Consider the following 22975-nt stretch of genomic DNA (forward strand, 5'->3'; position numbering starts at 1 on the left):
TCGGTGATTGGAAGCCCTTTTACAGTGTTCCGAGCTACCTCGGCAACTGAGAAACCTATGGACTCCACGCCAATCTTGGGAGGGCTAAACGTAGTTTCGGCTGTTGACAGAGGGTTTGCCAGGACCCAAACATTCGGCAAACCTGCATGGCTCCTATACGCAGATGGAACCCAACTTCAGCCAGGTGACATCCTTGTCGAGCAGACTCCATTTGGACCCGGACAACAGGCCCGCACGTTTTTCATAAACTCGATGAATCCAATGAGCGACATCGTAGGAACCCTCTGCAACACCCAGCTCACTATCAAGCGAGAGCAGGCCAATCCATCCGTCGGCACCCAGGGATACGGAGGCGACACCAAAGTCTCAGAATCCACCATAATGGACAACTTCCCTGCATCAGTTCTCCAGGGATCCAAAGGTGAGAAATCTGACCTGGGATTGCCCGACCAGACCCGTCAGCCTTGGTATAGTGTGCTGATGCCAGCTATCGACGGTGTAGCAATACTCACTGATGATTTGGCATACGATGCCGATGGAAACCGATACAAAATATCGAGCTGTGAGTTGAGCAATCTCGGTTGGCGGTTATCTATGATGTATTCGCAGCCGTAATCAAGGATTCGCCAACATGCTCAGTCGTCGTTCCGCTGCAGGCCTTATCGCAGCAACCCCATTTCTCGCCGGTTGCTCAGCACTCACCTGCGCCCTGACATCTGCGGCATCTACAGCTAACACGGTTTCAACCACGGCCACGGCGGCCGCAGCATTGTCGGCGTCCGCCACGACGGCGAGTACGACCACGCTTTGGGGTATAATTAAAGGTGTAGGTCAGGTCGCCCTCGGTGTTCTGGAAACCGTTGACCCTGGGGTGACCGTGATTGTAGATGGCATCACGGCGGTTGATGCTTTGATGGCTCAGCTACCTGCGCTGGAGAGTGACGCAACGGCATTTGCTTCGGCGATTTCGAGCATTCATACCAGTGCGCATGCCGTGCTTATTGCCAGTGCGCCAGTTGTGCAGGTGACTCCGAATGGTCAGACGACTACTGGGTAGGAAACGTGGCGCTTCGTATGTCAGAACTAACCAAGCTTTGTCTTATTTGAATCGATCCATTCGACAAACTTGTCACGCATAGCCTGCTTCGCCGTAAGCTCGATTGAGACAATGTGATAACCACCACCAGAGATATCGCGATCTGTTATCTTCCTCTCGAGAGCATATTCGATACGCGCCATTACCGTAGCGTCCTGAAGTTCTTCTCTCGGCAATACAAATCTAAGGCCAAACCGTTTCATATCAAGTAGATGGATTCGTCACCGACATAACGGATTCAATATATTGCCTAGCTGGGTGCGCTCTGCAGTAGTTTTCAGCAACGTCCATTGCAGTATCAATAGTAACTGAGAATGACTTGTTGACCGAAAAACTCGTCAATGTCAAAGCGCCCGCCATATATTGCAAATAACCAATATAAGCCGGGTAGAGGGCCTCCCCACCTTGCCGCGGATGCCCCGACTGTATCCAAGCTGCGCGTTCGTTTTCAACTGCAAGCAGGTAGTCCGAACACTGAAGTCCGCCGACGCCAAAAATCTGGAATTCGCCCGGTGGGTTTTCTCTTGCCAATGCCGGGCTAGACGTCGCCAGGCCCGCGACGAAACCAAACAACAAGGCTTTCCTGAACATTTAGAGAATCCCGGCAAACTGTATAGAACGGCCAATTAGATAGCCAAAACTCAGGTTAGTCAACCGATTTTAGGGCATAAATACTGTCCTATTTAACATGAAGATAAATTCTGCGGGTTTTGGCTCGCTCGGCGCCCTAGTGAAACAATTTTTCCACGGTTTCTATAATTCTCAGCGTACCGAACACGAATTCGACCGCGAGGACGAACGACGCGAAACCTGCAAAAGCCTTTGTTTTCCAACCGCCACGTTCAGTCGCTATTAGCCAATGAAATCCGACGACCACTACATAAAAAACGAGCGCAAAAACCCGATTACAATCGACACGGAGGACTCCTCAAATGGCAGACATCTCCGATGTGCAGGATGCCCTGGTTACTCAGATAACCAAGGTTGTCTACCCAAATGGACCCAGCTTGCCAAGCGCACTCCCAGGCAAGCAAGGCGTAAAAATCTACCCTGGGTGGCCGAATAGCGCGGGTCTGAACAACGACATCGCCGCAGGCATCCTAAACTGCTCAGTTTTCGCCTTGCCGAGCCATTCCAAACTCACGACCCGATACCCACGCGACTGGCATCCTGCTGGTCCAGCAGCACCCCTCGCGCTCGCTGTGGCCCAGACCAAGACCCAGACGACCTTCACCGGCACGCCAGCCGTCAACCAAATCATCGGCATCCGATGCGCCAAAGCCGTCTACAGCTACGCCGTGGCGACCACGGACACTCTGGAGACCATCGCCACGGCCATCGCCAGCTTGGTGCCTGGCGCCTCGGCGGATGGAGCAACCGTAACGGTCCCCGCAGCCCCAGATTTCCTCGTTCGCTTGGGTCAGATGAGGCTTATCGAGCGGGAAATACGACGCCAACAGCAAATGGTCGCGGTGACGCTCTGGTGCACAAGCCCAGACACCCGAAATAAGCTTGGAAGCTTAATCGACGGTGCGCTCGCCGACGTCGACTGGCTGCCCCTGCCTGACGGCACCTATGGCTGGCTCAAGTACGCAAGCACCGCCAATGACGACGTTCCCACGAAGGATGCGTTGTGGAAGCGGACGCTGCAGTATTTGATTGAGTATCCGACGATGCAAACACAGGTGGCGCCACCACTACTGTTCGAAATCATCGACAGAACGGCCAACAATTCGACGGTTTCAGAAACCGTTCTCTAGAGGATTTCTCAATATGACAACTGCAAACCAAGCTGCAACTGCGGCATCTTCAACCACGCCTACTGCTCTGATGGTTACCTCGGATTTCGGGACCTATAAACGCGGCCAGCTCATCACAGACGCGGCGGCGATCGCAAAAGTGGTTGCGTCCGGACAAGTCCGACACACTGTAAGGGTTAGCCGTCCAGCGGTAAAGCCCGTTGTTGTTGCGGCTCCAACTGAAACATCGGCATTGGCAGCTGCAGCATCAGCAATCGCAGCCGCCGAGGCAATCATCAAATCGGCGCCAGCCAAAGAATAAGCAATCCAAATAGGGAGGCGAGCATGATCATAGACACGATTTCGCCTCTCAGCTCCGGGGCGCTTAATGAATTTAAGTCGGCCGGTGGGACTGGAGTAATCAAATATTACTGCCCGAACACTGCAATTCCGAGCAAGCGACTGACGCGTTCAGATGCCGAGTTAATCATAGCTGCCGGATTAACTGTAGGCGCCGTCTATGAAGTGGGCGCAGCATATGCCGATTTCTCATCTGACCTTGGCAGCCAAGCTGGCGAATACGCACTGGAATATGCATCCACAGTCATTGGACAGCCTCAGGGTTCGGCCATCTATTTTGCGATCGATTACGATGAAACAGGTGCTCATCTACAGAGCAATGTCGCCCCTTATTTCCAGGCAATCAAAACGATAATTGGCGGCTATTACAAAATCGGTTGCTACGGAAATGGTTTGGTTCTCCAGACTTTGCTCGATGCTGGCTTGATTGATTATGCGTGGCTTTCCGAGAGTTCGGCTTTCACCGGCACCAAGGATTTCTTGGCATCTGGTCGCTGGCATCTCCATCAGTCGGTGAGCAAGCCCCTGTTCGGGCTCGTAGTTGATACGAATACTGTCGGAAACAGCGGCATCTGGGGCGGTTTCTCAGCGCTGAGCCCAATCTAAATTTTAGTTACCCATAAACGAAAATAAGCCAACCTCGCCAGCGCGGGGATTTCGGCATGTACGAAGGAAATCCCCAAAATGGCTTCTCAGCTTTATCAGTCAACCGCGTTAAATCAGGCGGCGTTAGTTGTCCCCGACCTCTATGTCGATATCGTGCCCCCGGCTGTTGCGGCTATCAATGCGGCCTCTACGGATACCCTAGGTCTTGTTGGCGCGGCCTCCTGGGGACCGGTTGAGGTGCCAACAGTCGTCGGTTCTCTATCGGAATACGTCAACAATTTTGGTCCAGTGATTGCTCGTTTATATGATATCGGAACTCATGTTTCGATTGCTCAGCTCCAAGGAGCCACCAGTTTTGTGATCGTTCGCCACACAGATGGCACTGATACCGCTGCTACTAGCGTTGTTGCTTCGGATGATCTCACGGCGGCTTCGGATTTCTATGCTGCGGTTGCAATTGCTATCAATTCCGGAATTCCCAACGTAAGCGGGAAATCTAATCTTGTAAGTTTCGATGTCACATCCGGGACTTTCGCAACCCTCTACACCGGAATCTACGGCGATAGCCTGGTTACGACCATTTCCAAGGGTTCGAAAGCTGGCACTTTCAGGGTAACTAACCAGCTCGGAAGCTTGAGTGAGTCCTTTGATAACATCGCAATCGGAGCCGGAACCGCACCCACATCGACAGCATTTGCTTACACCGGCGGCACCGATGGCTACACAGGAATCACTGGCGCAAGCCTCATGGGTGAGGATGTTTCACCTCCCACGGGCATGTATGCGCTCCAGACCACTGATGCCAGCGTCGGAATCCTCGTTGATTGCTCGGACTCCGACACTTGGAGTGAGCAGTCTGCTTTCGGGCTCGAATTCGGAATCTACATGATTCTCTGCAGCCCAAGCGGCGATACCGTAGCCAATGTTTTGACCTCTAAAGCCACAGCAGGCCTAGACTCTTACGGCGCAAAGCTGATGTTTGGCGACTGGTTGTCTTGGTATGACACCAACAATGGCATTACCAGATTGGTAAGTCCTCAGGCATTTGCTGGTGGCGAACTAGTTGCGTTGACACCGAACAACAGCTCTCTGAACAAGAGTTTGACTGGAATCGTTGGATCTCAGCGCAGCGCAAGCGGTCAGGGTTCTTATACGAAAGCGGATCTCACACAGCTAATCAGCGCGGGCATTGACGTGATCGCTAACCCTTCGCCGGGCGGGAAATATTGGTCTTGTCGGAGTGGACATAACTCGTCCTCCGACAGCACGAGATATGGCGACAATTACGTTCGGATGACCAATTTCATCGCGGAATCCATTGCAGGCTCAATGGGTATCTATGTGGGATTGCCGATTAGTGTGACGCTGCTGCAGAATATCACAGCAAGCTTGGTTGACCTTCTCTCCACAATTCAGAGCCTGGGCTACATCGGTTCGCCGAACAACGGAACTGGTGCGCTTCCTTACAGCGTAATCTGCAACCTGTCGAATAACCCGCAAGCCAGGACGGGCAAGGGCTTTGCGACTGCTGATGTAGCTGTCCAGCTTCAGGGTATCAACGAGAAATTCGTGGTCAATCTGCAAGACGGCGCGACCGTGACGATTGCGACGACTGGTTCAACGGACTCCTAACTTTTATTAGATTACACAACAAATAGGGCGCCTCGTTGGTGGGGCGCCTTTTTTTATTAGGAGGCCTCAACAATGGCATCGTCAACAAAATTTAGCATTGGTAAAGACATTTCTGCGGTGGTCGTCGGACCTTATGGCACGATTGACCTGGGAAATGTCATCGATTTTCAGTCGAAACCCAAATATAAGGCTACGACATCTGCCGTTTTGGATGGTCCAGAAATCAGGATTTCCGAGCCAAATGGCCACGATTGCACAATCACGATTGACCGGACAAAGCGAAACATCGATGATTTGGTAGCTCAAATTGAAGCCGCGTATTGGGCTGGTGGTGGATTCATCACGCTTGGTAGCGCATACAAATATGTGACCGAGCGCGATGGGACACAGAGTGCGTGGTCGTTCACCGATTGTGACTTCCAGTTCGACTTGGGTCAGTGGAAATCTGAGCAGACGGTAGCTCTGAAAATCGAGTTTTTCGCCAGATATATGCAAGTGATTTCCTAATCACTTGCAGTTGCCACAAATTAATAAGCGTAATTTCGGGAGTTAACTAAAATGGCACGTAAGCCACAATCATTTTCATCGGCTCCAGCAAATCCTGGTCAGCCGCGTACTATGCCAGCCATCGTTCAGCAGCCACAGCTACAGACACCATCACAGTCAATGATTGAAGAACAAACAACGCTTGAAGTCGTCGACCGTGCGGGTCGTAAAATTGTCTGGCATTCTCTGGACTTTTTGGAAGAATTCAAATTGCTTCGAGTCGTTGGAGACGCTGCGGATGGCTATAAAGGTCTAGCGCGCTTGGTGTGCGGTGTGCGCCAAATTGGTGAGATGCCCCTGTCGTTTCCGTCATCCGAATCCCAACTCGATGCGCGTGTAAAGCTCGTTGGCACGGCGGGAGCGAACGCTCTTTATGTAGCAATCACAGCAGAATCCGAGACCGCCGACGAAGATGAAGGCTCTGATGAGTGAGGAAACGGAAGGCCGGAGGTTCTTTGATTCAGTAAAAGCGATCTGCGAAGATCCGCGCTTTTCCCAGTCGGTTTTTCTCGTTCATCATGGCATCCCCTTCGATATCGCTTTCGGCACCGACGCTTATTTCCGCACTGCACTCTACATCAAAATGTGTGAAATCGAAGGCTCAAAATTCGACTTCGACACGATGGAATTCCAAAAACCGGAGGCCTGAGCATGCCTAAGATATCTATTGCTCAAGCCATTTCCAGGTTCACAGAAATCGGTTTGCGGGTTCACCAGAACAACGTGAGAGCTCTTGATAAGGGTGCGTCAATTATCCAAAAAGAAGCCAAGTCCTCGCTAGGACACTATCAAGATGGCTGGCCAGAGCTTGCCGAGTCAACAAAAGATGAGCGTGAGCGCCAAGGTTTTCCTGCTGACGAGCCTCTAGAGCGCGACGGCATCCTGAAGAAGAATATTAAACGCCAAGTTGACGTTGAGAGCATGTCCGCCAGCGTTGGTGTTCCCTCAAAGATGGTCGAACATTCCTATGCCATGAAGGCTGTTGATATTGCAACTATAGCCAAGGCTCATGAGCACGGAACTGATCGCATCCCTCCACGCCCATTCCTGGGTCCTGCCGCTCACCGCAAAGGCGATGCCGTCGCCAAGGTCGTCGGCCAGGCTACCAAATACGCTATCAAAAATCATCAGTATCCTCGCACGCCGGAAGATGCCGATTTGGATTAAGGATGCATAGCCAATGATGGAAGAACTCTTCGAGATTGGCGTAAAGCTCAGTCTGGATAACCGACTTTCGTCAGGCCTACATGTTATCTCCCGTGATCTTATCGGTGTGCAAGGCCACGTTGACGAGACCGAAAAAGGCCTGAAGCGCCTAAGAACTGCCGCCGTTGCTGCAGGTGCTGCTGCAGCTGGAACGGGCATTGCCGCTGGAATGTGGGATGCTGCGAAAGCGGGCGCGCAGCTTGTGAGCATACAAGCCAAAATCAGCTCTGCGGGCAAATCCCAAGCGGATGTAGCAGCGATGACGGCCGCAGCATGGAGGACCTCTGGGCAAGTGATGGGCACATCCATCACTGATAACCTTAAGCTTGCGGCTGACCTGCGTGACACATTTGGAAGCCTTGGCGAATCCATCTCCTCTCTGCCGCAGATGGCAAAAGCTGGCGTAGTAATCCACAGGTTCACCGGCACAGACGCGGAAAACGGCGCAAACACACTTGGTAAATTCCTCGAAAACCGGGGCGCTTTGATAGATCCGGCGACCGGAAAGGTTTCGGAATCCAGATTCCTCTCGGAATCCTCTCTGGCGCAGGGCATCATCGCAGGCACAAACGGACGCGTAGACCAGAATAAGCTGTATGGCCTCTCAGTAACAGGACGTGGCGCTCTTACTCAGATGTCCGATCAAGGTTTGATTGACCTTGCACCATATCTGCAAACTCAAGATGGTCAGCGAACCGGCACGACCCTGACAGCATTGCAGCGTCAGCTTTTTGGCGGCGGTAGAAATCTGACTCTTGGCGCTGCGGAAGCTCTTCAAAAAGCTGGCGTTTTGAAAAAGGGGTTTTGGCATCAAGTAAAAGGAAAAGGCATTGTCATCGATCCAGGTGCCTATGTCAACGAAGATCATATGCAGTCTGACATAGCCGGATGGACCTGGGATACGCTACTTCCTGGGTTGCAAGCCGAGGGTGTAAACACAAAAGATCCAAAGGCATTGCTCCGGGCCGTTTTAGGTCTTCATTTGAATTCCAACGTGGCGGGAATGCTGTTTGAGCTCATAAACAACAAGGATTCCTACCAAAAGGACATTGCTAACAACATCGTCCCAGCAACTAAAACAGATCAATACAAAGCTCTGCTTAATGGCAATCCTATTCTAAAAATGCAGGCTTTGACGACGGCGTTTGACAACCTGATCACTGCAATCGGAAGCCCGTTAGTCGGCAAGGGAAGCGATTTTCTTTTGGGTTTAGCTGCAGATATTGATAAGCTCACTGCCGTCGCCGTGGCTCATCCCGAGGCTGTCAAGTTCCTCGATAAAACCGCGCTGGCTCTTGCCGGACTCATGATAGCCGGTGGAGCGATCACGGTTTTCACATTGTCAGTATCTCCATTTCTAGCCGCACTGAAGCTCCTGATCGGCGGTCTCAAAGCTGGTGAAGAAGAGGCTCTTCTGCCAGGTGTCGGAGTTCCGTTCAAGGATTCGAGCGGAAGGTGGCGAGCCGGAAATGGTCGTTTCTTATCCGAAGCGGAGTCCGCAGCAGCTCAAGCGGCGGAGGTCGGCGTCGGGGCTGGTGGTTCGGCCGCAGCAAGCAAACTCCCTCTCCTTCGCGATGCCAGGGGCCGCGTGATGTCCGCTACTGCTTCGGCAGCAAAACGGGCGGAAACCTGGGAAAAATGGGCAGCAGACTGGGGTGGCTACGACCTTTCTGGCGATGTGGGCCCCACGGCAAAGGCAGCAACAAAAGCCACGGCCAAGGCGGTCGCCAAACGAGGCCTTCTGAGCTCGGTTCTACCGTGGATTCCGGGCATCGGTGAGATCTACGATTTGACCGGCAACTCGACATCAGCTGGCGCCGGTGAGGACGCGGCATTCAAATCCTGGGCCGCGAAGCAGGATGCCGATAAATCTGCGGCCACCCGGTTGCAGCGCACGATCGACACTCATGTGCAGCAGCTTCAAAAATCGCAGCCCACCAAATCATCTCCGATGCCAGTGGTGGTAGTCGGCGGCCAGGTCGGCGCGACGATCACTAACCCCCTGGCTCTCCACCAGGGGACCGCATCGGCCATGACCAACGCGATGAGCTCCGCAGCAGACGCTGGTTTCAGCACCGTCAACCGCCGCCAAGTTCCGGTTTCGCCTAGCCAAACGGGTCTTCGCTAACCAGGCGACCAGGGATTCAAATTTGAATCCCTGGTCGCCTACCTAATTCAAATTTGACTAAAATCGGAGGTTCCCATGAGCGGTCTTTTGGGCGCCGGACTAACCCTGCTATCCGCCGCAGAGAATATTCTAGGGTCCGCATCGGTCACCATTGGCGGTATAGGTCTCGCATCGACAGAGGTCCCCGAACAAATTCCGTGGGGCGGCGAGCAAGCGGTAAGCGTCAAACGCCTACCGGGCGGCGGCAAAGTTGTTGACGTCCTTGGTGCGTACGAACGCGATATCCAGTGGTCCGGACTATTTTCAGGGACTAATGCAGTCTCGCGAGCCAGGTCTATCGATGCGCTCCGGAAGGCCGGAAAGCAAATCACCCTGGTCTGGGGGACTTTCAGCCGCACGGTCGTCATCAAAACTTTCGAGCCAGACTATAAGTCGATCGGATACCTGATTCCGTATTCCATCACGCTTGAAGTGATTACCGAACAAGATAGTAACCCAACATCTATACTTGATTCCATCACGGACGATATCGGCAACGCCTTGGGTATCCCTGGACTGAGCGCAGACATCACTAGCGCGCTGACTACAGCTCAAGCCGCTTTGCCCGTCGTCGGCGTCCTGGCCAGGGGGTCTTCCGCATTTCTGGGGCTTTCCTCAGCTCTCACGAGTGCCCAGTCCGTGGCATCGCTAGCTCAGGTGTCGGCGGGAACCATCATAGACGGCGCCTCGACTGCCGCGACGGCTGCCGGTGGGGTTTTCCCCGGGTCGGCATCGCTCAGTGCGGTCGTCGCGGCCCGAACGCTGGAAGCCAGCTCGACCGAGGCCCTGAGCTATATCGGACGGTCGATCACCAATTTAGGGATGCTGTGACATGGCGACCAAGACTATTCAGGTTTCCCCGGCTGACATCGACCTCTTTCATGTAGCGGCCGCTGAATGGGGCGATGCCTCGGCGTGGTTGGCTTTGGCGACCGCCAATGGGATGGTCGACCCGGTGATTTACGGGCTCCAGAGTTTGGTTGTCCCAGAGTATCAAGCGAGCTTTGAAGGTAGTCTTCCGGCTAGCTAGTCACCTTGCTCGCAGTCCACGGTCGTCATACCTGTTGTTGAGATAGATGAGCCGCCAGTGAATCCCGCTTGAACAGCGACGGTCGCTATTGCCGAACTTTCGTCTCCATATCCACGAAAATTCGTTTGCTGCCCAGGGCTTATGGGGTCGAATTCTAGTGGGATCCCACCCGACGTGCTTAGAAATTTCCCATTTGAATCTTTGAATGTCGCATAAATCTCGACAAACTTGAGAGCCTGGTTGCTGACATTTGTAATCTGACCTTCAATCTGTGGTCCCGCGCCGGTCAACTCACAAGTCAGCGCATCAAACCGAATGTCAGCCGCCTGAGCTGCGAAGACTGGAAATACGATGAGTGCCGCAATGACGATTAAGGACCTCATAGGTATTCTCTAGTGCTCGGTTATGATGACGTCTATTGCTTGCTTACTTGAAAAATCGTAATGGCAGGTTGCCGTTGAGTGAACATAAGCCCCAAACGCGTTTTGGAATTGAGCATCCGGCTCGATAAGCGTCATCTGGCCATTGGTCGGTCCAGAACTCCCGGTTTGATAAGTGCCAAACGGCGAAAGCCATGGGAATTTCGGACTCCCATACTTAGCCTCGGAAATCGCTTCTTCTTTGCACTGAGACTGAGCGGTTCCATAACTAGAGAAGTGATTAACTAAATCGGTGTTGTCTGCGCACTTCGTATAGTCTGAATCGCAGCCTGGATTGCCCGCCGGAACGGATGACGACCCCGTAGTTGAGCCGCCGTTGCTCATTACACCGATTACGCTGATGACAACAAAGGCTGCTACGCCGATTAAGAGCCACTTTTTCGTATTGCGAGATTTTTCTCGCTTCTGCTCGTCTTCAATGGTCGAGGCGGGTGTCGGATCCAATCCGGGTCTACGGTTCTCGTGAAAACTGCCGCCCGGCTTAACCGTGGGGTTAGGAACACCGCATCTCGGGCATTCCCTGGCTTCGGTCGAAACCTGGGTTCCACACTCTCGGCACGGAAGCAAAGCCATCTGTATCGACCTGGTTTATTTTACTACCGCACCATAAAGGCGTAGCCCAAGCCCGGTCAACTGTTCGAAAGCGAGGTATATATTGAGCGCCGCCCTGACCTCGACCTCCGGTCCCGCGAAGGCGTGGCCTATATCCCAAAACGTAGTCCGCGAGCCCATATGGCAGCTCCTGGTTAACGGCAAGCCTATGTCGGGCTGCACCGAGCTTAGCATACACACCAACAACCATTTTGAGCCCGATCAGCTTTCAGCGACCTTAGCCATCTCGGCCGACACGGGCTCGCTCACCACCTGGACCGACGCGGACCCCGCAGTCCTCATAGAAGCCAGAGCTGGCTTTATCGACGCAACCGGCACAATGTCAGTCAAACAAATATTCTACGGCGAACTCGACAGACCGACGGTTGCTCTCATAGAGCGTACGGTTACTATCGAGGCCCGAGACCTGTCACGACGCCTTGCAGATACAAAAACCCGCGAAAATTTCAGCAATTACACGGTTTCAAATCTCATAAAAACGCTTGCCGGACGAGTAAAGCTTACTGCTGATGTTGATAACTTTCCTCAAAAAGTCGGCGCATTCTATCAAGTCGACCACGACAAGATTTCTCAGGATTCTTATAGCCACACGACGAATTTGAGAGACCTCACTATCTGGCTAGCTCAACAAGTTGGAGCAGATTTCTGGGTATCCGGGCAGACGCTGCATTTTAAAAGTGCGGTCGACGCGACGAAGACGACACCGTATTCTTTGGTTTACACACCGCCAGGTGCCGACAATCCATATCCATCTCTGCCAGCCACCAGCATTCAGTTGGCCAGAGACCTAACGATTGCCAAAGATGTTGTGCTGAGTATGCGGATTTGGGATTCCAAACAGAAGCAAGCCACGGTTTTGTATTATCCAAAATCTGGACAATCCGCGGTCGAAAACGGCACTTCTCAGGAATACGTGCTTCCTCCGCGACCGGGGATGAGCCCTGCGGCAGCCTTGGTTTATATGCAATCTCAGTACCAGGCTATCGTCCTTCATGAGCGCCTGGTTGCAGTTGTTTGCCCTGGCGAGTTGGTGCTCGACGCGCGTTCGGTTATCAAACTGAGTGGCACCGGCACGACGTTTGACCAGAGCTATTATGTTGACAGCATAGATCGGACTTGGTCTGTAGACTCTGGATTTGATGAGAGCATTCAGCTCAAAAATCATAGCACTGAGAGTCAGCAATCGCTGTAATTTCTTAGGTCTCTGTGAAAGTCTCTGCTATCTTATTCTAATCTCCGAAAGCATATTCCTATGATGCGCGCACTGATGCAGCGATTTCGCGCGCTCATGCGCCGAGATATAGAAGCTGCTGTTTCTACCATTGCACAGCCTCGCTATGCCACGATTGCCTCCGTCGACCCGGACAATCATGCGGTAAAATTAGCAATCCAGCCAGAAGGCGTCCTCTCAGGCTGGGTTCCTGATGGTTCAGCAGTCTATGCAAGTGGCGGCTATGGGATTGTTGCTCCTCCACAAATCGGAGACCAAGTCTTGTGCGTGCACGCACACGGAGATGGTGACCATCCTGTAGTTATTGCGCGCATTTTCTCGACAGTCGACATGCCTCCGGTTTCGGGTGTTACCAACAAATCCGTCCAGCCCGGAGAGTTTGGAATCTTCTCGCCGGGCGGTGCCTGGGCACATTTCGTGTCCGATGGCTCATTGCATGCTGCAGCTCCAGCCGGTGCCTTTATCGCTGCGAATACAAAAATAACGGGCACCCTAACGGTAACTGGCAACACAGTTCTCCAGCAAAACTTAGAGGTCGACGGCGACATGGACATCCTTGGAACAGCCGAAGGATCAGGCGGAAATCTAGTCACTAAGGGCAACATCACAGATTTGTCCGGCTCCCATGGCAGCGTTCAGGATTTCCGGACAACCTACGATGGACATATTCATCCGGGTGTGCAGACGGGTGATGGTTCAACCGCCAAAACCCTGCAGACGCAATAATCGAGAGGTCCCCTTATGTATGATCTCTCTCTTGACTGGAGTGGCGATCTATCGCTGTCTCCCACCGGTGGCCTCGAACTCTCAACCGGCGCCAATCTAACTCGGCAACGCCTCATCAGAAGGTTGCTGACAAATCCGGGCGACTTGCTCGAAGACCTCACATATGGCGCGGGTCTCGCTCAGTATATCGGATTGCCTGTAAATGCAGGCGCGCTGCAGGCCCTCATCGAAGAGCAATGCTTGCTGGAAGATACCGTCGAGAGTGTGAGTTCTGTAAAAATTCTTACGGACGGAAAAGGCTTTGTGAGCGCCACGATTTCATATGTGAGCATTGATGCATCCGAAGCCCAATCCTTAACCTTGCCGACTACAACTTAAGCGTTCGGAGATACTTAGATGCCAACCTTATCTCTGAGATCCGTATCGCAAATGCTCTCGAGTGCCGCTGCGGCCGCTCAGGCGTCGTGTGCTCAGCTTTTGGATCTTTCCATTGGAAGTCCTGCGCGAGCAATTTTGTGGGCAACATCGGCTTTGTGGTCCTGGAATCAAAGCAATACAGACGCCGTTTTGCAGGCCTCAAGATTGGCCACCTGCGTGGGTTCGGACGTCGACTCTTTTGTTGGTGACTATGGACTCTCGCGAGCTCCCGCGACGTACGCGACAGGTCAGGTAACCTTAGGACGCAACGTTTATACGGGTTCAGCGACGGTTTTAGTCGGCTATCAGGTCCGGACGGCCGACGGTTCGATTACTTACAATATTTTGGCAGACCCGACGAATCAGTATTGGTCTGCTACCGCAGGCACAGCGGGCGGATACGTTTTACCGCCGGGAATCCAGAGCATCACAGTTAATGTGCAATGCACAACCATCGGCGCAATCGGAAACGTAATTGCGGGTGCAATCAGCCTTTTTGGTACAAATATCTCGGGTATCGACACCGTCACCAATTCGGCTGCCATCGAAAATGGGGATGATGCTGAATCCGACGCAAGCTTGAAATTAGCTTTCGTGGCTTACCTTGCGAGCCTTCCTCAAGGGACGGTCGACGCTATCATCAACGCCGTAAATTCGGTGCAAGCTGGCATAACTTGCAGTTTAGCTAACAATTTCAACTCAGCAGGCGTTTTTACACCAGGCTGGTTTACCGTCTACGTCGACGATGGTTCCGGCGACCCACCGGCGAGTTTACTGAACACAATTACCACTATCGTAAACAAAGTCCGCGCGGTCAGTGTTCAGTCAGCAGTCCTCGGGCCTAACAAGGTCCTACTCAATATCAATTTAAGCATCTCCGTGAGCTCGGGGACCGCAGCTTCTCTGTATGCCGGTGTGCAGCAAGCGGTCTCAGCTTATGTCAACAGTTTGCCAGTCGGGGCCACATGCACTGTTTTTGGAATCTCTCAGGCTGCGGCTGCCTCAAGCACGTTGATAACCAATGTCAGCGCCGTCAACATCCAGCAAACGACGCCTGCCAAAAGCGTGATCGTTGACCTTGCCGCGCCAACATCTGTGTCCGTTTTCAAAGCCGGACAGGTAGTCGTAAACTCGTAAGGAGGTCATCACATGGCGACCGGTGACCAATCCGACTTCGTTGCCCGTCTAACGAAATTGCTACCGCGTGGGTGGTTCGGCGAAACTTCGTCAACACCATTCTTACAAGGCGTGCTGAACGGAATCGCATACACTCTTGCGGACGCCTACGCTTGGATCGCTTACGCTAGGACTTGCATTCGGTGGTCAACGTCGACTGCAGATGCCCTCGACGCGAGAGCCATTGATTTCTTGGGCGGCCGTGTCGTTAGGCTTTCCGGCGAGACGGATGCTGCATTTCGCGCGAGATGCCTAAAAGAGCTTCTACGACCGAGAAATACCAGGGCCGCCCTAATTCAGGAAATCATTGATACAACCGGGCAAACGCCGGTGATTATCGAGCCCTGGAATCCTGGAGATACGGGCGCATATGGAGATGTGGGCGACACAACTTGGCGCGGATTAGCATACGATACTGTTGGCTATTACGGAGATCCGGAGCTCCCGAACCAAGTTTTCGCAATTGTCTACAGGCCCGCGCTGGTTACCATCCCTTACATCGCAGGCTACGACAACGGTGGCGTCGCTGGCTATGCATCAGGATTGGATCTCACTTACGAAGGTCCGCTGGAATACGTGTCGGGCGACAGCTCAGTAACAGACGACCAAATCTATGCGGCAATCGACTCAGTTTTGCCTGCAGGAATCGTCTGCTGGACGATGATCACTAATAAGCCTCCGGTCGCTGGCGATTTGCTCAACATCGATTTCGTGATCGGCACGAGCACACTCGGATAACTCAGGAGACCTTATATGCCAAATCTCTACGAGTTTGTGTCGGCAACTCATCCACTGGCAGTCGACATTAACAGCGACATGTCGGCGATAAATGTCGGTATCATTTCAGCCGGTGATGCCGTCGCAACAGCGGAAGCCGTTGTTGCATCAGCTGTTGAATTGGTATCAGAAAACTCATCCGAATTGACGACTATCGTTTCCGGGGCCTCCATTATCTCCTCGGGCGCCGAAGATTTAATCACGTCGGCTGCAGAAGTCCAGGGCCTCACAACCTCAGCGATATCTGCCGATAGCGCGACCTCAACACCACTCAGCGCGCTAACATCCAGCGTAAATCTGATATCTGCCTTGGTATCTTCGACGTATTTATCCGCACAAACCCAGAGCGCGACACTCAGCTCAATGGAATCCGCGACATCTGCAGCCGCTAACGAAGCCAGCTCGGCCATTTCAGCCGGTCAAATCACCTCTGGTGGCATCATTACCCTGGGGTCCTCAACATCGGGCTTGATTACTTCAGCAGGACTTTTGATTTCCTCCGCTCCAGCCATCATATCTGCCGGGTCCGCTTTTGAAGCTTTGGTTTCCGGAGGTAGTATAGCGCGCCTTGATTCTGCAGGACATATCCCGTTGATAGAGATGCCTTATACAGCGGGCTCGGGCTCGGGCATCGCTATATCTGGAAGCCAGATTATTGATCTGAATGCCCTCGGCGGCGGCCCTGATGCCTATGTTTATTTTGGGGGAGCCGCGACCGCCACTAGCGGTGAATATAGTTTCGGAATCCGCGCAAGCAAAGGCATTGCAAGCGTGGTTCACAACTCGACGGGCTGGTACACGATTAATTTCGCCGTGCCTTTCGCTGATGCAAATTGGATCGGAATCTATAAAGCCAGCTGGGGCGGCGATAACACCGGCGCAACTAGCGGCGACTTGACAATATGGGATTACACACAGGGTTTGATTTCCGAGCATCACGGCGGCGAATACGCATCACGCACCGCCAGCTCTGTAATACTCTCCACCCTCTACGCAGCTCCAGGCGTGGGCGGAAGAAATTCCGGCGCAGTTGTCGACCTCGCAAGAATTAGCCTCATGTTCTGGGCCGCCCCAACTTCCACGATTACAACATCTGGCACCGTCTCCACCGCAAGTTAAGGAATATAGGAAATGAGTGGAGCAAATTTACATACTTGGTCGTCTGGGGAAGTTTTGAATGCCTCCGATCTTAACGATAATTTTACAAATTTAAATGGCGCAATCACAACAACAGAAGCCGAAGCTGAGCAAGCTTTTATTTCCGCGACCTCGGCGCTTCAGATTGCATCATCTACTTCATCCGTAATGGCAGGTCTGGAATCCCAGGTAGCCTCGGATACCGCCCTGGTTACCTCTGGTGGATCTATCATCTCAGCAGCTGACACAGCCGCCAACAGTGCCCTGGCTATCGCGAACGGGAATTTGATTACCATTAGCGGTCTCGAAACCGAGATTTCTTCGATTTCTTCGACCTCCGAAGCTGCTGAAGCGTTGGTAATTTCCAACGGAGGTCTGATTATTCCATTATCTGGAGCGGTGACCTCGGCATCATCGGCGGCATCATCCGCCCAGGCAAATGCAACATCCAACACCAGCGCGATATCCGGTCTCAGCGGCCAGGTCGCCTCGGCTCAGACGCAGGTCGCATCATCCACGGCAGCCGTATCCTCGGCCGCAACCGAAATCGCCGTGATTTCAGATTCTATCGGCCAGCCCAATGGCATTGCGACTCTAAGTTCTGGTCTCGTTCCCTTGTCCGAGCTTCCGTACACGGGCGGCGCTGGCATTACTATTTCGCCAACCGGTCAAATTTCGGCAGCTGCAGCAGGCTCCGTGACCGGTGATCCAGATGTTTACTGTTATTTCGGTGGAGCATCGACAGCAACCACAGGCGAATACGCTTTTGGCATCCGAGCAAGTAAAGGCATCGCCAGCATTACGCATACTGCAACTGGGGTTTACACGATTGTATTTACAACTCCATTCGCCAACGCTTACTGGATCGGGGTTTATGCTGGCGGATATGGCGGCGATAACACCGGCGCAACTAGCGGCGACTTGACGGTGTGGGATGCTACACAGGCATTGATTTGTGAGCATCGCGGCGGCGAATTCCCTTCTAGATCGACCACGCAGGTCATCTTGAGCACTGTTTATGCGGTCGCCGGATCTGTCGTTGCCGCCGATCTTGCCCGAATTTCCCTCGCAATCTGGGCCGCCCCAACATCTCAGCCGACCATCGTTACCAGCGGCACAACATCTACTGCATAAGGAAATCATTATGTCAGGAACTACACAAAACGCGACAACCTATGTCGTCCAGCAGGCCGATAACAGTGTTCTCATTGTATCCGCAATGCCCGGTTATGAGCCTCAGCCTGCAGCAGCCGGGCTTTCCGTACGAACCTTGGTCGCGGGAGAGGTCATGCCGCCTGGCGAATTTAGGTCATCCTGGACTTATGGTGCCACAGAACTCGGCGTCAATATGGTTACGGCGGCCGCTACACATCTGGCAAATCTTGTGTCCCTGGCTAGCCCGGTTATGAGTAATGTTCGGGTTGCCTATACAACCGCAGACATCATCGGCGATACAACGACAAGGGCCGCATGCGCAACGCAGCTAGCAGCACTCATGCAAGTCGGGTCAACAGATTTGAGTTCGGCGACCACTCCTGTAGAGCTAGCTGCATTGATTCCGGCATGCATCACACAAGCGGTTCCCGTGCCTGCGGTTCCAGCCGCCTAACCAGATTATAGCCTAACCCAATCAAATTTTAGGCCTACCCAACCTCGCGTTTGCGGGGTGTTCGGCGTTGAGGAAACATATAAATGGATCGCACAATTACATACGTCGGAGCCGTGCCATCGGTTCGCGACCAGCTCAATCCACAGCGGTCTACCATGATCGCACTCGGCTACATTCTTCAGATGATGCTCGGTACGGAGACCGTTGTTGACGGTTTTGCTTGCACGCCAGCCGCCTCCGGTGTTGGTATCACCCTGGCGCCTGGCACGATCACTCAATTCACGGTAGTCGACCAATCGTCTTTTGGCACTCTGACTGCAGATAGTGATCCTCTCGTAAAAATGGGTGTCAACACTGAATCGACAACCCTCGATTTGAGCGTTCCTACGACTGCCGGGTATTCACAAAATTACCTAGTTGAAGCCCTATTTTTAGAGCAAGACGTCGACCCACTTGTTCTGCAATTTTACAATCCCGCCAACCCCGCACAGCCGTTTTCAGGACCGGGTGGTGGAGAGGCGTCAGTCAATACGACGCGGGCTCAGACCGTAAGTCTGCAGGTTAAGGCGGGCGTCGCCGCATCGGCAGGCACTCAAGCGACGCCCGCCGTCGATGCCGGGTGGACTGGATTGTATGTCGTCACCGTCAATGCGGGGGCAGTAAATATTGTTCAATCAAACATTTCCGTATATCCCAGTGCTCCGTTCTTACCCAATAAGCTCACTGGACTTCGCAAGCCAGTTATTGGGGGAACGCTCAATTTCTACATCAGCCCCCTCGGATCAGACCTCGCACTAGGGACCACAGCTCTCACTCCGCTAGCGACGATTCAGCAAGCTTTAACGATCGCTGCAGAGCAGTATGATCTCTCTGCGAGCACGATTACAATTAATCTCGCCAACGGCACGTATAATGGATTCAGCCTCGCGGGGACATCTATATCGACTCCGGTTTCCATCGTCGGAAATCTCACGGTTCCGGGTAACGTTGTAATTCAGGGTGTCAATTTAAGCGCGGTGACCGCGACAAAAAGCTCAAACCTCACGATCAACGGCGTCCATCTGACGGCAACCGGTACCAGCGCAAGCTATTACAACGTTGGGAGTTGCATAGTGTGCACGACTGATGCGGGTGTTCTTATCGGACCCCAGGTGGAATTTGGCATCGCGGGAACCTCGCACATCGATTGCTGGACCGGCGGATCGGTATCTGTAGAAACATTGGGCCCCAACGAAGCTTCGGGTTACAAAATTGTGGGCGGCGCATCTCAGCATATAAGCTGTAACAGCGGGGGATACGTCGCTATTGCTGACGCGCCATTTACGCTGACCGGCACACCAAATTTTTCGGGAGCATTCATTGTTTGTTCAAATGGCTTAGTGGCCGCATATGGATCCACGTTCACCGGCGCTGCGACCGGCACTCGATATTCGGTAAGCTTAGGCGGCGTTATCGACACAGCAGGCGGTGGACCCAATTATCTGCCCGGCAGTGTGGCGGGATATGCCGACACTGCGACCTGCGGCGTCTACGCATAGAAAGGAAATCAAGCATGTATATGATAAACAACTGGTATTGGATCGTCGGATCTAACACCGCCTCAGTCTACTCGTCAGCCAGGGCTTCATATGTCGCCCCAACAAACACGGCTTATAAATCCTGGCTAGCTTCCGGCAAAAAGCCCACCAAAATAAATGATGAGACCGATTTGCAGTGGGTTTTCCAAAATGGGGGAAACCCCGCAGGCTGGACAGCCACCTCATCAGCCTCCGCGGCAACCCCGCTAGCCTAACCTGTTGACATCCTGTCAACAGGTTATCCAAACCGAGTTTTAAGCCCTCTACAGCACTGTAGGTCATCTCAGAAGGATATCGGGCCACAACACCACGATATCCTTCTGTACGGGCTTCCTGTGAGTCCACATATTTTCCATATCTCAAGGATTGCCTTCGTGCGTCCACTTTTTGAAAGCTACCCGCATGTCCGGCAATCAAACGCCCACACCTCCGAACGCGGATCGGTTGACACTGACAAGGATAGCCCTGGCCGCAGGCCTCATTATTCAGCTCGGCACAGGAATATGGTATGCCGCCTTAGCTTTTTCAGAGCTCGGCGACCATGCCAGGCGGATCGTCGCGCTCGAAGCATCGCAGGCATCAAGCAATACGCAGATCCAAGCATCACTGCAGAGCATTAGTTTACAACTCGCGACGATTACTCAAAAAGTAGCTGATCTGAAGTCAGATCAGGGTTCACAGAAGTAATTCTGTGGACAACATGTAAACAGAATAATAAAAACAAAATAATACTGCAAAATCATATGCATAAAGCTTGCTTTTGCTGTGTGTGATCCATCAAGCTAAGGTTAAGCAGAGTGATATCTGCATACCCCGCCTAGACTCGGAGTAAATCACATGAAAGCGCACAATAACGGACAACCTAAAAGCTTAAGACAGCAAGCCAAGGATGCAGGAATCCCATGGTCTACATTTCGGCGAAACAATAAAACTGCCGAGCAAAACACAACGGTTGAGAAACCACGAGTTCGCGTTCAAGCTTTATCGATAGCAATACCTGAAATCATACAGAAGCCATCGAAATCGGAAAGGCCGTTACTCGGTGGTAGCCTTGAAGGCCCAGAAGCCCGCGTTAAGAAAGCCAACGGCCGCCGTTGGGTAATCACATCGGCCCAGAATAACACGAGAATTTTCGATAGCTTCTTCAAAGCTATCCTTGGTTTCTGCGACCATAATGGCGCCGAACTCCTTGTTGCTGGTTTCTCATACAATAAGAATGCGTTCGAAAACCCGCATCAACAAACCAAAGCATCAGAAGATCTTTGGTATGATGAGGCGATCCAACCATTCCTTGTAAACGCACCGACACGCCTGGCTAAAGACCTGGTTTTCTGCGGAGAATTGGACATTCTGCCGACGGCCGTAGACCCTATGTCCGGTCTAGATAGCTACACCAAATCTTCATCCGGCATCATCCCACACGCCAAGATTGCGATGAAATCCATGGCCGTGATGAAGGGTCAACACGCCCGGTTTCTCTACACTACCGGCGCATGCACCCAGCTTAACTACATCCAGCGGAAAGCCGGTCAAAAGGCTGAATTCCATCATGTGTTCGGGGCCATTTATGTTGAAGTCGATGAGTCAGGCGATTGGTTCTGCCGCCAATTAATTGCTGGATCTGACGGTTCCTTCTACGATCTCGACAAGCATTACTCGGCATGTGGTATATCCAGGGCACGTGTAGAAGCCATAACATGGGGAGATTTCCACGAGGAGAAGCGGGACACCCAAGTGTTGAATGCTTGCTTTGACAGCGAGCATTCCATCCTAGAAAGCCTTCGCCCGCGTGAGCAACACGTTCATGACCTGGCAGATTTCACTGCTCGCAACCATCACAACAGAGGCTCGGCCTACTTCCTTGCTCAAACCCACTTCTCGGGCGGTGCATCAGTACGTGATGGCATGAAATCCTGCGCGGACAAGCTTCAGAGCATCGAGCGATCCTGGTGTCGGACGGTTGTCGTCGAAAGCAACCACGACCAAGCATTCAGGAGATGGCTCGAAGAAGCTGACGGGCATCGTGATCCAATCAATGCGAGTTATTGGCACCGCTGGAACCTCAGAATGTTCGAGGCAATCGAAGCCGGTGTTGAACCGCTAATTTTCGAGGAGGCAGTCAGGTCCTCTACGAAATCAAAACTCCAGAACACAACCTTTCTGCGCGAAGATGATAGTTGGGTGATTTGCGCCGACCAAGGCGATGGAATCGAATGCGGGATGCACGGCCATCGCGGACCCAACGGAAGCCGTGGATCTCCAAAATCCTATCGCCAGATTGGCCGACGCTGCAACACAGCTCACACTCATAGCTGCGGCATCGTAGATGGAATTTACACAGCCGGAGTCAGTGGCTCTCTAGACATGGGTTACAACAAGGGTCCTTCGAGCTGGTCTCACAGCCATATCATCACATACCCAAACGGCAAGCGCGCCATTCTCACGATGCGCGGAAAGAAATGGAGGGCGACATGACATCGAAATCCGGATTTTATCATCTCTCTCATCGCCCAAACGCATCGGGGCCGTGCTGAAAACTTTGGCGCAGGAGGTCTTCCAAAGACTCTGGCCGACAGAATCTTCAAGGCTTATCAGCAGGGCGTGATCACCGAAGATTTGCAGGATCGATTTCATTTTGTGTGCCCTCGCCAAATAAGCAGACTTATCTCTGAGAGAGAACGTCAAATAAGGGAATCTAAAAATGCATGAGAAAATGACAACCGCCGATCAGATTCTCCTGATGTGTCAGCTCGCCGAATACACACTCGGCATCATAGCAAATCTTGCTGACGGCGAAGAGGTCCCAGCCATCCCACTCATCGTGAGTTCTTTTGTTGCCAGCAAACTCACTGGCGGAGCAACCGTTCATTAAGCCTGCCGTGCCTATGGAG

General features: G+C 52.7%; 28 protein-coding genes. 24 read left to right on the forward strand and 4 right to left on the reverse strand.

What is annotated here, in order from left to right; genetic code table 11:
- The first annotated feature begins 261 nt into the window (after positions 1-261).
- Both ACELLULO517_RS15750 and ACELLULO517_RS15755 read left to right on the forward strand, forming a co-directional pair.
- Entirely contained in the window at positions 262-615 is a 354-nt protein-coding gene (locus tag ACELLULO517_RS15750) for a hypothetical protein (RefSeq protein WP_227308363.1), read from the forward strand.
- A 16-nt stretch (positions 616-631) separates the two neighbouring features.
- The gene (locus ACELLULO517_RS15755; protein WP_227308364.1) at positions 632-1057 is read left to right on the forward strand and encodes a hypothetical protein; all 426 of its coding nucleotides are present in this window, start codon (positions 632-634) and stop codon (positions 1055-1057) included.
- Between the two features lie 26 nt (positions 1058-1083).
- Here ACELLULO517_RS15755 and ACELLULO517_RS15760 read toward each other — a convergent pair whose 3' ends face one another.
- Together ACELLULO517_RS15760 and ACELLULO517_RS15765 are read right to left on the reverse strand one after the other, a co-directional pair.
- Positions 1084-1239 carry a hypothetical protein gene (locus tag ACELLULO517_RS15760; protein WP_227308365.1) on the reverse strand — a complete coding sequence of 52 codons (156 nt, stop codon included), beginning with the start codon at positions 1237-1239 and terminating at the stop codon, positions 1084-1086.
- A gap of 61 nt (positions 1240-1300) precedes the next feature.
- Positions 1301-1687: a hypothetical protein gene (locus ACELLULO517_RS15765; protein ID WP_227308366.1), complete on the reverse strand. Its 387-nt coding sequence runs from the start codon at positions 1685-1687 to the stop codon at positions 1301-1303.
- A gap of 341 nt (positions 1688-2028) precedes the next feature.
- On the opposite strand from ACELLULO517_RS15765, the gene ACELLULO517_RS15770 reads away from it, so the two are divergent.
- The 11 genes from ACELLULO517_RS15770 (at position 2029) to ACELLULO517_RS15820 (ending at position 10382) form a co-directional block, all read left to right on the forward strand.
- Positions 2029-2856, forward strand: coding sequence for a hypothetical protein (locus tag ACELLULO517_RS15770; protein ID WP_227308367.1), 828 nt, complete (start codon positions 2029-2031; stop codon positions 2854-2856).
- Between the two features lie 13 nt (positions 2857-2869).
- Entirely contained in the window at positions 2870-3157 is a 288-nt protein-coding gene (locus ACELLULO517_RS15775) for a hypothetical protein (protein ID WP_227308368.1), read from the forward strand.
- A 23-nt stretch (positions 3158-3180) separates the two neighbouring features.
- A complete protein-coding gene (locus tag ACELLULO517_RS15780) occupies positions 3181-3801 on the forward strand; it encodes a DUF1906 domain-containing protein (RefSeq protein WP_227308369.1) in 621 nt (206 codons plus the stop codon).
- A gap of 78 nt (positions 3802-3879) precedes the next feature.
- Positions 3880-5433 carry a phage tail sheath protein gene (locus ACELLULO517_RS15785; protein ID WP_227308370.1) on the forward strand — a complete coding sequence of 518 codons (1554 nt, stop codon included), beginning with the start codon at positions 3880-3882 and terminating at the stop codon, positions 5431-5433.
- 72 nt (positions 5434-5505) lie between these two features.
- Entirely contained in the window at positions 5506-5940 is a 435-nt protein-coding gene (locus ACELLULO517_RS15790; RefSeq protein WP_227308371.1) for a hypothetical protein, read from the forward strand.
- Between the two features lie 51 nt (positions 5941-5991).
- Positions 5992-6411 carry a hypothetical protein gene (locus ACELLULO517_RS15795; protein ID WP_227308372.1) on the forward strand — a complete coding sequence of 140 codons (420 nt, stop codon included), beginning with the start codon at positions 5992-5994 and terminating at the stop codon, positions 6409-6411.
- Positions 6404-6628, forward strand: a complete 225-nt coding sequence (locus ACELLULO517_RS15800) for a hypothetical protein (RefSeq protein ID WP_227308373.1) — start codon at positions 6404-6406, stop codon at positions 6626-6628. The genes ACELLULO517_RS15795 and ACELLULO517_RS15800 overlap by 8 nt, the downstream gene beginning before the upstream one ends.
- Before the next feature lie 2 nt (positions 6629-6630).
- On the forward strand, positions 6631-7146 hold the full coding sequence (locus ACELLULO517_RS15805) for a phage virion morphogenesis protein (protein ID WP_227308374.1): 516 nt from the start codon (positions 6631-6633) through the stop codon (positions 7144-7146).
- A 13-nt stretch (positions 7147-7159) separates the two neighbouring features.
- Positions 7160-9313: a hypothetical protein gene (locus tag ACELLULO517_RS15810; RefSeq protein ID WP_227308375.1), complete on the forward strand. Its 2154-nt coding sequence runs from the start codon at positions 7160-7162 to the stop codon at positions 9311-9313.
- A 75-nt stretch (positions 9314-9388) separates the two neighbouring features.
- On the forward strand, positions 9389-10183 hold the full coding sequence (locus ACELLULO517_RS15815) for a hypothetical protein (protein ID WP_227308376.1): 795 nt from the start codon (positions 9389-9391) through the stop codon (positions 10181-10183).
- Position 10184: 1 nt separating this feature from the next.
- Complete coding sequence (locus ACELLULO517_RS15820; protein WP_227308377.1) at positions 10185-10382, forward strand: hypothetical protein; 198 nt, start codon at positions 10185-10187, stop codon at positions 10380-10382.
- On the opposite strand, the gene ACELLULO517_RS15825 is transcribed toward ACELLULO517_RS15820, so the two are convergent.
- Both ACELLULO517_RS15825 and ACELLULO517_RS15830 read right to left on the reverse strand, forming a co-directional pair.
- Complete coding sequence (locus tag ACELLULO517_RS15825; protein ID WP_227308378.1) at positions 10379-10765, reverse strand: hypothetical protein; 387 nt, start codon at positions 10763-10765, stop codon at positions 10379-10381. The two genes, ACELLULO517_RS15820 and ACELLULO517_RS15825, sit on opposite strands and share 4 nt — an antisense overlap.
- A gap of 9 nt (positions 10766-10774) precedes the next feature.
- Complete coding sequence (locus ACELLULO517_RS15830; RefSeq protein WP_227308379.1) at positions 10775-11266, reverse strand: hypothetical protein; 492 nt, start codon at positions 11264-11266, stop codon at positions 10775-10777.
- Between the two features lie 316 nt (positions 11267-11582).
- On the opposite strand from ACELLULO517_RS15830, the gene ACELLULO517_RS15835 reads away from it, so the two are divergent.
- The 11 genes from ACELLULO517_RS15835 to ACELLULO517_RS15885 all read left to right on the forward strand — a co-directional run bounded on the left by ACELLULO517_RS15835 (position 11583) and on the right by ACELLULO517_RS15885 (position 22956).
- Positions 11583-12626 carry a hypothetical protein gene (locus tag ACELLULO517_RS15835; protein ID WP_227308380.1) on the forward strand — a complete coding sequence of 348 codons (1044 nt, stop codon included), beginning with the start codon at positions 11583-11585 and terminating at the stop codon, positions 12624-12626.
- A gap of 60 nt (positions 12627-12686) precedes the next feature.
- Positions 12687-13391 (forward strand): phage baseplate assembly protein V, encoded by a 705-nt coding sequence (locus tag ACELLULO517_RS15840; protein ID WP_227308381.1) that lies wholly within the window; start codon positions 12687-12689, stop codon positions 13389-13391.
- A 15-nt stretch (positions 13392-13406) separates the two neighbouring features.
- Entirely contained in the window at positions 13407-13769 is a 363-nt protein-coding gene (locus tag ACELLULO517_RS15845; RefSeq protein WP_227308382.1) for a phage tail protein, read from the forward strand.
- A gap of 18 nt (positions 13770-13787) precedes the next feature.
- The gene (locus ACELLULO517_RS15850) at positions 13788-14945 is read left to right on the forward strand and encodes a baseplate J/gp47 family protein (RefSeq protein ID WP_227308383.1); all 1158 of its coding nucleotides are present in this window, start codon (positions 13788-13790) and stop codon (positions 14943-14945) included.
- 12 nt (positions 14946-14957) lie between these two features.
- Positions 14958-15722, forward strand: coding sequence for a hypothetical protein (locus ACELLULO517_RS15855; protein WP_227308384.1), 765 nt, complete (start codon positions 14958-14960; stop codon positions 15720-15722).
- 15 nt (positions 15723-15737) lie between these two features.
- Positions 15738-16880: a hypothetical protein gene (locus ACELLULO517_RS15860; protein WP_227308385.1), complete on the forward strand. Its 1143-nt coding sequence runs from the start codon at positions 15738-15740 to the stop codon at positions 16878-16880.
- 12 nt (positions 16881-16892) lie between these two features.
- Positions 16893-18032 (forward strand): hypothetical protein, encoded by a 1140-nt coding sequence (locus ACELLULO517_RS15865; protein WP_227308386.1) that lies wholly within the window; start codon positions 16893-16895, stop codon positions 18030-18032.
- Positions 18033-18590: 558 nt separating this feature from the next.
- Complete coding sequence (locus ACELLULO517_RS15870; RefSeq protein ID WP_227308387.1) at positions 18591-20045, forward strand: right-handed parallel beta-helix repeat-containing protein; 1455 nt, start codon at positions 18591-18593, stop codon at positions 20043-20045.
- Between the two features lie 441 nt (positions 20046-20486).
- Positions 20487-20771: a hypothetical protein gene (locus ACELLULO517_RS15875; protein ID WP_227308388.1), complete on the forward strand. Its 285-nt coding sequence runs from the start codon at positions 20487-20489 to the stop codon at positions 20769-20771.
- 150 nt (positions 20772-20921) lie between these two features.
- Positions 20922-22559 carry a hypothetical protein gene (locus ACELLULO517_RS15880; protein ID WP_227308389.1) on the forward strand — a complete coding sequence of 546 codons (1638 nt, stop codon included), beginning with the start codon at positions 20922-20924 and terminating at the stop codon, positions 22557-22559.
- Between the two features lie 226 nt (positions 22560-22785).
- Complete coding sequence (locus ACELLULO517_RS15885; protein WP_227308390.1) at positions 22786-22956, forward strand: hypothetical protein; 171 nt, start codon at positions 22786-22788, stop codon at positions 22954-22956.
- Positions 22957-22975: the final 19 nt, after the last annotated feature.

Source organism: Acidisoma cellulosilyticum, from assembly GCF_020621385.1.
In the GTDB taxonomy this organism is placed as follows: domain Bacteria; phylum Pseudomonadota; class Alphaproteobacteria; order Acetobacterales; family Acetobacteraceae; genus Acidisoma; species Acidisoma cellulosilyticum.